The sequence below is a fragment of the Pseudomonas sp. 09C 129 genome, from assembly GCF_002843625.1.
GTDB lineage: Bacteria > Pseudomonadota > Gammaproteobacteria > Pseudomonadales > Pseudomonadaceae > Aquipseudomonas > Aquipseudomonas chlororaphis.
This window is the reverse complement of record NZ_CP025261.1, coordinates 500,457-513,311: the sequence shown is the minus strand read 5'-3', so window position 1 is coordinate 513,311 and position 12,855 is coordinate 500,457. Positions and strand designations below refer to the sequence as shown.

General features: G+C 63.7%; 14 protein-coding genes. 5 read left to right on the top strand and 9 right to left on the bottom strand.

Going from position 1 to position 12,855, the window contains the following annotated elements; translation table 11 throughout:
* Window positions 1-110 precede the first annotated feature (110 nt).
* The 4 genes from CXQ81_RS02495 to CXQ81_RS02480 form a co-directional block, all read right to left on the bottom strand.
* On the bottom strand, window positions 111-1,169 hold the full coding sequence (locus CXQ81_RS02495) for a PA0069 family radical SAM protein (RefSeq protein ID WP_101336390.1): 1,059 nt from the start codon (window positions 1,167-1,169) through the stop codon (window positions 111-113).
* A gap of 101 nt (window positions 1,170-1,270) precedes the next feature.
* Window positions 1,271-2,596, bottom strand: a complete 1,326-nt coding sequence (locus CXQ81_RS02490; RefSeq protein WP_101336389.1) for a cytochrome c — start codon at window positions 2,594-2,596, stop codon at window positions 1,271-1,273.
* A gap of 12 nt (window positions 2,597-2,608) precedes the next feature.
* Window positions 2,609-4,393 (bottom strand): GMC family oxidoreductase, encoded by a 1,785-nt coding sequence (locus CXQ81_RS02485; RefSeq protein WP_101336388.1) that lies wholly within the window; start codon window positions 4,391-4,393, stop codon window positions 2,609-2,611.
* 2 nt (window positions 4,394-4,395) lie between these two features.
* Window positions 4,396-5,139, bottom strand: a complete 744-nt coding sequence (locus CXQ81_RS02480; RefSeq protein WP_009041509.1) for a gluconate 2-dehydrogenase subunit 3 family protein — start codon at window positions 5,137-5,139, stop codon at window positions 4,396-4,398.
* A 298-nt stretch (window positions 5,140-5,437) separates the two neighbouring features.
* Here CXQ81_RS02480 and CXQ81_RS02475 point away from each other — a divergent pair, with 298 nt between their 5' ends.
* Window positions 5,438-6,094, top strand: a complete 657-nt coding sequence (locus CXQ81_RS02475; RefSeq protein ID WP_101339370.1) for a tyrosine-protein phosphatase — start codon at window positions 5,438-5,440, stop codon at window positions 6,092-6,094.
* 135 nt (window positions 6,095-6,229) lie between these two features.
* On the opposite strand, the gene CXQ81_RS02470 is transcribed toward CXQ81_RS02475, so the two are convergent.
* Window positions 6,230-6,517: a YheV family putative zinc ribbon protein gene (locus CXQ81_RS02470; protein WP_007926162.1), complete on the bottom strand. Its 288-nt coding sequence runs from the start codon at window positions 6,515-6,517 to the stop codon at window positions 6,230-6,232.
* The gene (gene prlC, locus CXQ81_RS02465) at window positions 6,514-8,592 is read right to left on the bottom strand and encodes an oligopeptidase A (RefSeq protein ID WP_178081041.1); all 2,079 of its coding nucleotides are present in this window, start codon (window positions 8,590-8,592) and stop codon (window positions 6,514-6,516) included. The genes CXQ81_RS02470 and prlC overlap by 4 nt, the downstream gene beginning before the upstream one ends.
* 75 nt (window positions 8,593-8,667) lie before the next feature.
* Here prlC and CXQ81_RS02460 point away from each other — a divergent pair, with 75 nt between their 5' ends.
* Both CXQ81_RS02460 and CXQ81_RS02455 read left to right on the top strand, forming a co-directional pair.
* On the top strand, window positions 8,668-9,213 hold the full coding sequence (locus tag CXQ81_RS02460) for a gamma carbonic anhydrase family protein (RefSeq protein ID WP_101336387.1): 546 nt from the start codon (window positions 8,668-8,670) through the stop codon (window positions 9,211-9,213).
* A 27-nt stretch (window positions 9,214-9,240) separates the two neighbouring features.
* Window positions 9,241-9,891 (top strand): HAD family hydrolase, encoded by a 651-nt coding sequence (locus CXQ81_RS02455; RefSeq protein ID WP_101336386.1) that lies wholly within the window; start codon window positions 9,241-9,243, stop codon window positions 9,889-9,891.
* A 62-nt stretch (window positions 9,892-9,953) separates the two neighbouring features.
* On the opposite strand, the gene CXQ81_RS02450 is transcribed toward CXQ81_RS02455, so the two are convergent.
* On the bottom strand, window positions 9,954-11,033 hold the full coding sequence (locus tag CXQ81_RS02450; protein ID WP_101336385.1) for an aminopeptidase: 1,080 nt from the start codon (window positions 11,031-11,033) through the stop codon (window positions 9,954-9,956).
* A gap of 59 nt (window positions 11,034-11,092) precedes the next feature.
* On the opposite strand from CXQ81_RS02450, the gene CXQ81_RS02445 reads away from it, so the two are divergent.
* A complete protein-coding gene (locus CXQ81_RS02445; RefSeq protein ID WP_007926170.1) occupies window positions 11,093-11,506 on the top strand; it encodes a hypothetical protein in 414 nt (137 codons plus the stop codon).
* Between the two features lie 42 nt (window positions 11,507-11,548).
* Window positions 11,549-11,968: a hypothetical protein gene (locus CXQ81_RS02440; RefSeq protein ID WP_007926173.1), complete on the top strand. Its 420-nt coding sequence runs from the start codon at window positions 11,549-11,551 to the stop codon at window positions 11,966-11,968.
* Between the two features lie 4 nt (window positions 11,969-11,972).
* On the opposite strand, the gene CXQ81_RS02435 is transcribed toward CXQ81_RS02440, so the two are convergent.
* Both CXQ81_RS02435 and CXQ81_RS02430 read right to left on the bottom strand, forming a co-directional pair.
* Entirely contained in the window at window positions 11,973-12,212 is a 240-nt protein-coding gene (locus tag CXQ81_RS02435; RefSeq protein ID WP_009041501.1) for a DUF1161 domain-containing protein, read from the bottom strand.
* A 210-nt stretch (window positions 12,213-12,422) separates the two neighbouring features.
* Window positions 12,423-12,854: an OsmC family protein gene (locus CXQ81_RS02430; protein WP_007926175.1), complete on the bottom strand. Its 432-nt coding sequence runs from the start codon at window positions 12,852-12,854 to the stop codon at window positions 12,423-12,425.
* Window position 12,855: the final 1 nt, after the last annotated feature.

Genomic DNA, 12,855 nt, shown 5'->3' with positions numbered 1-12,855 from the left:
TAACTCAAACTGAACCGGCCGCTCTAAAACGCCACTATTGGCGATGCAAAAAGGTGACCAGCGTATAGACGACGGTGCACCGGCTCTACTCCACCATAGGCCAATACGTCCTAGAGCAACGACATCTGCCCACCCGGCGGACAGAACGCCGTGCAATCGAGGTTGTAGCCTTCGCGCCGATCGAGCCCCAGGCGTTTGCTGGCCTTGGCGAAACGCTGCGCCAGCAGGGCCGCGAAGGGGCCTTCGCCGCGCATCCGTGCACCAAAACGGCTGTCGTACAGCTCGCCGCCGCGACACTGGCGGATCAGGCTCAGGACATGGGCCGCCCGCTGCGGATAGTGGGCGTTGAGCCATTCCTCGAACAGCGGCGCCACTTCCAGGGGCAGGCGCAGCATCATGTAGGCGGCGCTTTGCGCGCCCGCGGCATGGGCCTCGGCGAGCAGGCTTTCCAGCTCGCTGTCGTTGATCATCGGAATCATCGGCGAGCACAGCACGCCCACGGGAATTCCCGCCTCGCGCATCACCCGGATCGCCCGCAACCGCGCCTTGGGCGCCGCCGCCCGGGGTTCGAGGATGCGCTTGAGCTCGTCGTCCAGGGTGGTCAGGCTGATCATCACCGCCACCAGCCGCTGCTCGGCCAGTTCGACCAACAGGTCGAGGTCGCGCAGGATCAGCGAGCCCTTGGTGACGATGGTCACCGGATGCCGGTAGCGCAGCAGCACCTCCAGGGTCCGCCGGGTCAGCTGGTGCTCGCGTTCGATGGGCTGGTAGGGGTCGGTGTTAGAACCCAGGTTGATCGGCGCGCACTGGTAGCCGGGCTTGGACAGCTGTTGTTCGAGCATCGCCGCGGCATTGGTCTTGGCGATCAGCTTGGTCTCGAAGTCCAGCCCCGGCGACAGGTCCCAATAGGCGTGGCTGGGCCGCGCATAACAATAGATGCAGCCGTGCTCGCAACCGCGATAGGGGTTGATGGAGCGGTCGAAGGGCAGGTCCGGCGAGCTGTTGCGGGTGATGATGGATTTCGCCGTCTCAAGGCGCACCTCCGTGCCCTGGGTCAGCGGGGCTTCCTGGTACCAGCCGTCGTCGAAGGCCACCGAGCGCTGCGGCGCAAAACGGTTGTGCGGGTTGGTCGCGGTGCCACGGCCGCGTGGGGGCAGGGGGCTGGACATGGGGAGGCGCTCCATTACTGTATCTATATACAGTAATGGAGGTTTGAGCTGTTGCAAAGCGCCGTCGGGCGGAGCACGCCGTTGGCGCTGATCGCGGTCGATCAGCCGCCGCTGTGCTTCGTCACCTGCCCCAGGTCGTCGTTCGAGGTGCTTTGCAGGTCACCCTTGCGCAGTCCCGCCACATCCGCGGCCTTCACCTCGGAACCCTGGTTGCCCCAACTGGTGCGGATGAAGTTGACCACATCGGCCACCTCCTGGTCCGACAGGCGCCAGGCGAAGGCCGGCATGGTGAAGGTCGATGGCGCGGTATGGGTCGCCGGCAAGGTACCGCCCTTGAGCACGATGTGGATCAACGACGTGGCATCGGCGCTTTGCAGCACCGGGTTGCCCGCCAGCGCCGGGAACACCCGGGTATAGCCATGGCCGTCGGTACGGTGGCACGCCGCGCAGTTGTCGATATACACCGCCGCCCCCGGCTTGCTGTCGTCACCTTTCCACAACGCCTCGGCCACCGCCTTGTCGTACTGGTGCGGCTGGTCGTTGGCGTCCACCGCCGGCAGCGACTTGAGGTAACGGGCGATGGCCGTCAGGTCGTCCGCGGACATGTACTGCATGCTGTGCACCACCACGTCGCTCATGCCGCCGAACACCGCGCCGCGGTCGCTGCGACCGGTCTTGAGGAACTGCACCAACTGCTCTTCGCTCCAGCTGCCGAGGCCGTCCTTGTGGTCACCGCGCAGGCTCTTGGCAATCCAGCCTTCCAGCGGCGCGCTGCCAGCCAGGAAGTCGCTGCCTTCGCTGGCGCTCAGGGCTTTCTCCTGCATGGTCAGGGCGCGCGGCGTGTGGCAGGCGCCACAGTGGCCGAGGCCTTCCACCAGATAAGCACCGCGGCTGACCACCGGGTCTTGCGCAGCCTGCGCCTGGCCACTGCCTTGCGCGCCCGCCACGCTTGGCGCGAACATCCAGCGCCAGCCGGCCAGCGGCCAGCGCATGCTCAGCGGCCAGGGGATGTCGCTGTCGCGGTTCTCCTGGACCACCGGCGCCACGCCTTGCATGAAGTAGGCATACAGCGCCTGCATGTCGGCGTCGCTGACCCGCGCATAGGACGGGTAGGGCATGGCCGGGTACAGGCTGCTGCCGCTCTTGGCCACGCCATGGCGCACGGCCTTGTCGAAGTCGTCGAAGCTGTACTCGCTGATGCCGGTCTTGTCCGGGGTGATGTTGGTGGAGTAGATCGTGCCGATCGGGGTTTCCATCGGCAGGCCGCCGGCGAACGGCTTGCCGTCCTTGGCGGTGTGGCAAGCCACGCAGTCACCGGCGCGGGCCAGGTATTCGCCCTGTTTGATCAAGGCTTGCCGATCGGTTTCGGCGGCGCAGAGGGAAGCGCTGCCGAGCAGCGCCAGGGTCGCGATAACGAGGGTTTTCATGGTCATCGCTCCTTATGCCTGGACCAGCGGGCCGGGGTTCTTCAGGTACCGCTCGCGGATCGCGCGGGCCGACCAGTAGGTCAACGCGGCCACCAGGCCGGTCGGGTTGTAGCCCAGGCCCTGGGGGAAGGCCGAAGCGCCCGGGACGAACACGTTGTGCACGTCCCAGCTCTGCAGGTAACGGTTCAGGGCACTGGTTTTCGGATCGGTGCCCATGATCGCGCCACCGTTGAGGTGGGTGGTCTGGTAGGACGCGGTGTTGAAATGCTCGCCGACCTTCTTGCCCAGCACCGCGATGGCCTTGGGGTTCATCGCCTCGGCGATCTTGCCCATCTTCTCGACCATGAAGCGGTTCATCTTGATGTCGTTTTCCTGCCAGTCGAAGGTCATGCGCAGCAGCGGCAGGCCGTAGGCGTCGCGGTACACCGGGTCAAGATCGAGGTAGTTGCCACGATAGGACTGGTGGGCACCGTGGGCGTCCATCGACACCTGGTGGGTGTAATAGTCGGCGGTGGCCTTCTTCCAGGCGCTGCCCCAGGCCGGGGTGCCCGGCGGGTTGGAGGTGCCGGCGATCGGCCGGCTGCCGGCCTGGTTGACCCAGAACGGCGAGCCACCGACGAAGCCGTGGGGGCCGTGGTCGAAGTTGTCGGCGTTGAAGTCGTCCACCGCCACGCCATTGCCGCCGGCACCGATGAAGTTGTTGGTGTGCACGTCCTTGTCGAAGTAGGCCTTGATGGTGGCCATGTTCTGGTAGGCGAAGTTCTTGCCCACCACGCCTTCGCCAGTGATCGGGTCGTAGGGCTTGCCGATGCCGGACAGCAGCATCAGGCGCACGTTATGGAACTGGAAGGCACCGAGGATCACCAGGTCCGCCGGCTGCTCGATCTCCCGGCCCTGGCCGTCGACGTAAGTGACGCCGGTCGCGCGGGTCTTGGTGCTGTCGAGGTTGACCTTGAGCACGTGGGAGTTGGGGCGCAGCTCGAAATTCGGCAGCGGCTTGAGGGCCGGCAGAATATTCACGTTCGGCGAAGCCTTGGAGTACATGTAGCAGACGTAGCCGCTGCAGAACCCGCAGAAATTGCACGGCCCCATTTGCGCGCCATAGGGGTTGGTGTACGGCCCGGAAGTGTTGGCCGACGGTAGGTTGTAGGGCTTGTAGCCGACTTCGCCGGCGGCTTTCTGGAACAGCTGGGCGGAGTAGGTGTTCTTCTGCGACTCCAGCGGGAAATGCTCCGAACGGTCCGGCGCGTAAGGGTTGCCACCCTTGCCTTCACCGACCAGCTGGCCTTTCACGGTCCAGGCCTGACCCGAGGTACCGAAGACTTTTTCCGCGTAGTCGAAGAACGGCTCCAGCTCTTCGTAGGTGACGCCGAAGTCCTGGATGGTCATGTCCTTGGGGATGAAGTGCTTGCCGTAGCGTTCTTCATAGTGGCTGCGCATGCGCAGCTCGATCGGATCGGCGCGAAAATGCACGCCGGACCAGTGCAGGCCGGCACCGCCGACGCCGTTGCCCGGCAGAAACGCGCCCAGCTGGCGGTTCGGCAGGGCCACGTCGTTGACGCTGTGGCGAATGGTCACCGTCTCCCGGGAGATGTCCTGGAAGAGCTTCTTGCGCACGCTGTAGGTGAGTTCGTCGATCACCTGCGGGTAATTGCCGTCCGGGTAGGTGTCCTGCATCGGCCCGCGCTCCAGCGCCAGCACGTTGAGCCCGGCCTCGGTCAGCTCCTTGGCCATGATCGCGCCGGTCCAGCCAAACCCGACGATCACCGCGTCGACCTTCTTCATTACCGTTGCCATGCTCAAGCCCTCTCGCCGCGAATCGACACTGCCGGGAAAGGGTATTGCTCGTTGCGTTCCACCCAGTCCATGAAATCGGCGCGCGCGCCGGGGAAGCCGATCAAGGTCCAGCCGACCATGCCTTTATTGCCCCCGTGGATCGGGTCACAGAAGAACCCTTCCTTGGTGTTTTGCAGCAAAAGGTTGAAGAAAATCTTCGGCGGAACGCTGTCGAATGGGGGTTTCCCCGCTTCGAGTTGCTTGAGCAAATCGTCTCGGGTAGCGCTGTCTTGCGCGGCAAATGTTTTACCGTTGAAGGCTTTCGACCATGCATCCGTCGCGGCAATGCCCAGGCGATAGATCTCCTTGGGTACCAGCTTGCTCTGCCAGCCCATCTCCGGTGCGGCGTCGGCGTTGAACGGGCCTTGCATGTACCACAGGGCGCCGGCGGCGTAAGGGGTATTCATCTGCCGGTCGATGTATTCCGGCACGCCGGCTTCCAGGGCGCCAGGGCCTTGTTCGTCGGCCGGGATCAGGCGCTCTACCGCGGCCTGGACAAAGGCCCACTCTTCGGCGGTGAAATAGGTCGGCTGGTAAGCCTCGGTGCTGACCGGGGTTCGGGCCGGCTCCACCGGCTTGGGCGCTTCGGGGGCGGCCATCAGCATCGAGCTGCCAAGACCGGTACTGGCGACCGTGACCACCGGGATCAAGGTCAGGGATTTGCGCAGAAACTCACGCCGCGGGTTGTCTTGATCGTGATCAGACATGGGGGGTGCACCTCACACTAGGCATTCACGGATTGGGCAGCCGCGTCATGGCGTGGCTTGTCGTTCTGGCGGCGATTGGGAGCGCCGGGGAAACACAGTTCAGCAAACTTTGGTTACAAATGGTAGCAGGCTAAGCATTCGAATAAATCGTTTGCGTGGGAAAAAAGTCGCGATTGCCGAGAAAAAACCTCTATCGCAGCGGCTTCACGTTTCTTTGACGAGCACCTCACAGGGCGTTGACCGGCCCGGATGGAAGCTAGGCTCCATCTACCCCCCATTTCCGGTCATGGCCTTCTGCATGCACAACTTTCGTAACCTTCCCGCCCTCTGCCTGTCCCTGCTGACGCTGCTTGCCTGGCCCCAGGCCCAGGCCGCCGAAACCGGCGCGACCCGCCCGGCCCAGTGGGCCCAGCCGGTGGAAACCCACTACAACCTGTACCAGATGTCGCCGACGCTCTACCGCAGCGCCTTGCCGGACGGCGGCGCCGTGCCTTTGCTGGAAAAGCTCAAGGTGGGCACGGTAATCAACTTTCTGCCGGAGTCCGACGCCAGCTGGCTGCAGGCCCCGGCAATCAAGCAGGTGCAATTGCCTTACCGGACCAATCACGTGGATGACGCCGATGTACTGGCGGCCTTGCGCGCGATCCAGAACGCCGAAAGCGAGGGCCCGGTGCTGATGCACTGCAAGCACGGCTCGGACCGCACCGGGCTGATGTCGGCGATGTATCGGGTGGTGGTCCAGGGCTGGAGCAAGGAGGAGGCGCTGAATGAAATGACCGGAGGCGGGTTTGGCGACAGTTCCCACTTCAAGGACGGCATTCGCTACATGATGCAGGCCGATGTCGACAAGTTGCGCACCGCCCTGGCCAATGGCGATTGCAGCACCAGCGTGTTCGCCACCTGTTCGGTGAAAAGCTGGTTCGAGACGGTGAGCGCCAGCAAGCCGGCGAATTGACCGGCTGCGTGGGGCTGCAGAATTGAGCTTTGACCGCATCCCGATAGGAGCCAAGCTTGCTGGCGATCAAAGCACCGCGGTGTATCTGATACACCGCTATCGCGCGCAAGCTGCGCTCCTACAGGGGATTTGCAGTTACTTGGGCTCGTCGGTCTTTTTCTTCAACTTGGGGTTGGGGAAAAACTGCACCGACTGGACCTTGGCATCCGGCGCCTTCAGGGCCGTGGTGTTGACTCGCGTGCCCAGTTCCTTGGGCACCGACAGCCCCTGTTCATTCAGGGTGTCGGAATAACCGCAGGCCACGCACTCGCGATGGGGAACGTCGTCTTCGCTCCACATCATCAACTTGTCCTGCTCGCTGCACGCCGGGCAGACCGCCCCGGCGATAAAGCGTTTTTTCGTCTTCACTGGCCCCTCGCTCATGCCGCTGCGTCCTCGGTGAGGCCGCTGTGGCGCAAGAGTGCGTCAATCGACGGTGCGCGTCCGCGGAAGTCGACGAACAGCACCATCGGCTCCTGGGAACCGCCACGGGCCAGGATCGCCTCGCGGAACGCGCGACCGGTCTCGGCATTCAGCACGCCTTCTTCCTCGAACTTCGAGAAGGCATCGGCCGACAGCACTTCGGCCCACTTGTAGCTGTAGTAACCCGCCGCGTAACCGCCGGCGAAGATGTGCGCGAAGCTGTTGGGGAAGCGGTTGTAGGCCGGCGGACGCATCACCGAGACCTCATCGCGCACGCCTTCGAGCACCTGCAGCACGCTACGGCCGTCACCATGGGTGGCATGCAGTTCGAAGTCGAACAGCGAGAATTCCAGCTGGCGCACCATCATCAGGCCGGACTGGAAGTTCTTCGCCGCGAGCATTTTTTCCAGCAGGTCCTGGGGCAGCGGCTCGCCGGTCTCATAGTGACCGGAGATCAGCGCCAGGCCTTCCGGCTCCCAGCACCAGTTCTCCATGAACTGGCTCGGCAGCTCCACCGCGTCCCAGGCCACACCGTTGATGCCGGAAACACCGGCATGCTCGACGCGGGTCAACAGGTGGTGCAGGCCGTGGCCGAATTCGTGGAACAGGGTGGTGACTTCATCGTGGGTCAGCAGGGCAGGCTTGCCGCTGTCGGCCGGTGTGAAGTTGCACACCAGGTTGGCCACCGGGCTTTGCAGTACACCGTCAACGGTGCGGCGACGGTCGCGGGCGCCGTCCATCCAGGCACCGCCACGCTTGTTGGCGCGGGCATACAGGTCGAAGAAGAAACGCCCCACGTGCTGGCCGTTTTCCTTGATCTCGAACAGGCGCACGTCCGGGTGCCAGCTGTCGAAGCCTTTCAGTTCGGCGATCTCGATGCCGTACAGGCGCTGGACGATGGCGAACAGGCCGCCGAGCACCTTGTCGATCGGGAAGTAGGCGCGCAGGGTTTCCTGGGCCACGCTGTAGCGCTGCTCGCGCAGCTTCTCGCCGTAGAAACCGCTGTCCCAGCTTTGCAGGTCCGGGCAGCCCTGTTCGGCGGCGTAGGCCTTGAGCTGTTGCAGGTCCTGGGCAGCGAACGGTTTGCTGCGCTTGGCCAGGTCCCGCAGGAAGCTCAGCACCTGGTCGCTGGACTCGGCCATCTTGGTAGCCAGGCTCAGCTCGGCGAAGTTGGCGTAACCCAGCAGTTGGGCCAGTTCCTGGCGCAGGTCGAGGATTTCCTGCATGACCGGGCCGTTGTCGTTCTGGCCGGCATTCGGGCCCTGGTCCGACGCGCGGGTGCAGTAGGCGGCGTAGACTTCTTCGCGCAACGCGCGGTCTTCGGCGTAGGTCATCACCGCGTAATAGCTGGGGAATTCCAGGGTGATCAGCCAGCCTTGCAGGTCCTTGGCCTGGGCCGCGGCAGCCATCTGCGCCTTGGCCGACGCGGTCAAGCCGGCCAGGGCCGCTTCGTCGGTGACGTGCTTGGTCCAGGCCTGGGTGGCGTCGAGCAGCTGGTTGGAGAAGCGGCTGCCCAGCTCGGAAAGCTTGCTCTGCACTTCGGCGTAACGCTTCTGCTGCTCTGGCGGCAGGTCGATACCCGACAGGCGGAAGTCACGCAGGGAATGTTCCAGAATGGTTTTCTGCGCCACGTCGAAACCGGCGGCTTGCGGGCTGCTCGCCAGGGCTTCGAAGGCCTGGAACAGCTCACGGTTCTGCCCCAGCTCGGTGGCGTAGGCGCTCAGGGCCGGCAAGCAGGACTCATAGGCTTCGCGTAGTTCGGCGCTGTTGCACACGGCGTTGAGGTGGCTGACCGGACTCCAGGCCGCGCCCAGGCGGTCGTTGAGTTCGTCCATGGCCAGAACCAGGCCGGCCCAGGTCGGTTGCGCGCCCTGGTTCTTGAGGATTTCAGCGATGGCGGCGCGGTTGTCAGCCAGGATCTGTTCGATGGCCGGCTGTACGTGCTCGGCGCGGATCGCCGAAAACGGCGGCAGGTCGTAGGGCTGCAGAAGAGGGTTGTTCACACTCACGGTTGGCACCTTGGCTGGAAGAAACATTGGGCCATCTTAATTACAATCGACGCACACCGCAGCTATCGACCCCATTAATAAATGTCAGAGCAGGTATCCAACTTGGCCATTCGCAGCTATCAGCACCACACGCCCATCCTTGGCCCGCAGGCCTTCGTCGACAGCTCGGCGGTGGTGATCGGCGACGTCGAAATCGGTGCCGACAGTTCGGTCTGGCCACTCACGGTGATCCGCGGCGACATGCACCGCATCCGCATCGGCGCCCGCACCAGCGTGCAGGACGGCAGCGTGCTGCACATCACCCACGCCGGCCCCTTCAACCCGGACGGCTTCCCGCTGCTGATCGGCGACGACGTGACCATCGCCCACAAGGTGATGCTGCACGGTTGCAGCGTCGGCAGCCGGGTGCTGATCGGCATGGGCAGCATCGTCATGGACGGCGCGGTGGTGGAAGACGATGTGATCGTCGGCGCCGGCAGCCTGGTACCGCCTGGAAAACGCCTGGAAAGCGGCTTCCTCTATGTGGGCAGCCCGGTGAAACAGGCCCGCCCGCTGACCGACAAGGAACGCGCCTTCTTCACCTACAGCGCCGCCAACTACGTGAAGCTCAAGGACCTGCACCTGGCCGAAGGCTACGACCAGGCTTGAGCCCCGACCCACTGCCCAGGAATTCCCATGCATTACCAAACCGTTCTGTTCGACCTCGATGGCACCCTGACCGACCCGCGCGAAGGCATCACCCGCTCGATCCAGTTCGCCCTCGGCAAGCTGGGCATCGACGAACCCGACCTGAGCAAGCTGGAACACTTCATCGGTCCGCCGCTGCTGCAGGCATTCATGCAGTTCTACGGCTTCGACGAAGCCAGGGCCTGGGAGGCGGTGAATTTCTACCGTGAGCGTTTCAAGGTTACCGGCCTGTATGAGAACCGTGTGTTCGACGGCGTCACGCCCCTGCTGGAAACCCTCAGTGGGCAGGGCCGCCAGCTGTACATCGCGACGTCCAAGCCATGGCTGTTCGCCCGCGAGATCGCCCGGCACTTCGACTTCGCCCGGCACTTCAAGGTGATCTACGGCAGCGAACTGGACGGCACCCGCACCGACAAGGTCGAGCTGATCCGCCATCTGATCAGCGAAGAAGGCCTGGACCCGAGCGACACCCTGATGATCGGCGACCGCAAACACGACCTGATCGGTGCCCGCCGTAACGGGCTGGATGCGGCGGCGGTGGGTTATGGCTTCGGCAGCCACGAAGAACTGAGCGCCGAGGCCCCGGCCTACCACTTCCAGACCCTGGATGAGCTGCATCAGGCATTCCTGCAGCGCTGAGCCACCGGCCATCGCGGGCTTCTCCTCCCACAGGAGCGAGGCTTGCCCGCGAAGGCTTGCTTTCAGGCGCCGCCCATCAAGGCTTGCAACGCCGCCTTGCGCTTTTCAGCCGGCAGCGCGCCGAGCTTCTCCACGGCCAGGTAAAAGGCCGGCCAATCCCCGTTCACCTGCTTGAACAAGGCGGCGAATGCCGGTACCCACTGGTCGTACAGGCCAAAAGGCAGCAGCCTGGCATTGTTCAGCGGGGTGTTGATCCAGAAGTCGTAGCGCGCGTCGCCATGCCATTGGCTGTCCTTCAGCTGCCGGTAATCCCGGCGCAGCTGTTCGAATTCGGCGGCCTTGCGCTGGCGCATCTGCTCGGTTGGCAGTGGCAGGGCATACAGGCGTTCCAGGCGCTGGCGGGTATCGAGGATCAGCTGGATGAACTGGTCCTTCTGCTTCACCAGGGCATCGCTGGCCGGCGCCAGGCCGCGGGCCGCGCGCCATTGCCGGGTGCCTTCCTGCTCGACGAAGGTGGCGAAGGATTCGTTGAACTCGGTGTCGTCCTTCACATAAAAGCGCTGATGGGCCAGCTCATGGAAGATCAGGGTCGCCAGGCGCTCGTCGCCCCAATGCAGCATCGAACTGAGGATCGGGTCATTGAACCAGCCCAGGGTCGAGTAGGCCTCCACCCCACCGATGGCCACATCCATGCCCTGCTGTTTCTGCAAGGCCGCCTCGCCCCGGGCCGCGCCCTGGCTGTAGTAGCCGCGATAGGCCACGCAGCCGGCAATCGGGAAGCAGTGGGTCTTGGGGCTCAGGGAAAACTCAGGGGTGCTGAATACATTCCACACCACGTAGGGCCGGCCGATGTCGGCGTAGAGGCGATAGCTCTGGTTGTCCGGCAGGTGCAGGTGCTGACTGGCAAAAAGCCGGGCTTTCTGCGACTGGGCCAGATGGGCGCGCAATAACGGGTCGCGAGTCGGGTCGGCGATGACCTGCTCGACCGGCGTGCGGGCCTGCAACAGCTGCCATTGGCCACTGGCCAGCTGGCCGTAGTAACCCACGCTGGAACAACCGTTGAGCGACAAAAGCAGCAAGCCCGGAAACAAAAAGCGCAAAAGATGATCAAGTAACCCATGGCTTGAACGCGGCCTAATCAAATCGAATCATCCTTCGAGAGTCTGCCCCCAAGACTATCTCGCCTGCCTGGAGTTTCGCTATGCGCGTGTTGCTGCTGACCACCGGACTCTTGACCTTGAGCGGCTGTGCCGGATTGCCCGCCCCCGATCCGACGCAAGCCTGGATCGACCTCGACACCCACCAGGACACCGCCCTGCAGGCGCTGGAGGTCGACGAAAAGGCCTGGGTGGACCGCCGATATTTCGAGGTCCAGCCCGGCAACCATGAGCTGAAGGTGCGCTACCAGTTCGCCGTGGAGCCCACCAACATCGGCCCGGACAGCGAACCGCTGTGGCGCGACTGCCAGCTGAATGTGAAATACAAGGACTTCAACGCCGGCCAGCGCTATCAGTTGCAGACCGGCAATATCGGCTTCCGGCCCTGGGCCAAGCTCTATGACCAGCAGCGCAATCTGGTGGGTACCGGCCAACCGGCGGGCTGCCAGCGCACCTGATCGGCGCTATGCTTGAGGCCTTTCCCCGGACGGCCCGACCTCATGCGCCAACCCTTGCTGCTGCTTGCCCTGACCGGCCTCGTTGCCTGCTCCAGCCCCCTGCCGGCGGTGGACCCGCAACAGGCCTGGGTCGATTTCGCCACCCCGACGCCGGGCGGCAAGCTGCTGATGGCCGAGCGCCTGGACAACCAGCGCCTGACCGACGGCCGCTATTTCCAGGTCACCCCGGGCAGTCATGAGTTGATGGTGCGTTTCGATTTCGAGGTGTTCAGCGGGCGCCTCGGCATGATGAACGATCCGGCCGAGCGCCTGTGCTACCTGAGCGTGCGCTACGACCATTTCGAAGCCGGCCAGCGTTACCTGCTGGAAGCCCGCTCGCTGGGTTTCACTCCCAGTGCCCGGCTGTACAACGCCAAGCGTGAGCTGTTGGCCGAAGACCATAGGGTCAACTGCGTGATCTGAACGATCAGCTGTCGTTGCGCTGATAGATGATTGCCTTGGTGCCGTTTTCACAGGTACCGACCACCATGGCCACGTCGTGCTTTTCGGCCTCCTCCTTGCTGACAATCTCCAAGGTGTAGGAGGGCACGGCGTTGGCCTGGATCTTGATTTCAATCTCTTTCTTGAGTTCTTCGCAATCCTTCGGAGCCGCCAGGGCCGAGGTGGCCAGCGCGCAACAAACAACTGCCAGGGCAAAACGTTTCATGATGTGGAGCTCCCTTTGATGCAGCGCCCATGGTCATGGGCTGAGCCTGCAGTCGTGCATTCGACCACATTTTCATGAAGCGAGTTCTGACGCCGCGCATATCGGGTGCGGGAGTTTCGGCAGGAGTGCAATCGAGAGCCAGTTCGCGCCTATGGGTTCGAAGGCATGAGCGAGCTGGCTCGCGAAGCGATAGAGCAGGTTAAAACACCGTCAGCTGAGCAGCGTCGCATCCAGGCTGATCCTGGCATTCAGCACCTTGGACACCGGGCAACCTTCCTTGGCCTTCTTGCTCAGCTCATCGAACTGCTGCTGGCTGGCGCCGGGAATCTTCGCCTTGAGGATCAGGTGCACCGCGGTGATCGCAAAACCGCCATCGACCTGGTCCAGCGTCACTTCGGCATTAGTGTCGATACTGTCAGCCTTGAGCCCGGCCTCGCCGAGAATCATCGAGAAGGCCATGGAAAAACACCCCGCGTGCGCGGCGCCGATCAGTTCTTCCGGGTTGGTGCCCTTGCCGCCCTCGAAACGCGCCTTGAAGCCGTAAGGTGCATCGCGCAGTACCCCGGTTTCCGTGGAAATCGAGCCAATGCCGGTTTTCAGGTCGCCTTCCCAGTGAGCCGATGCTTTCTTGATGATGCTCATG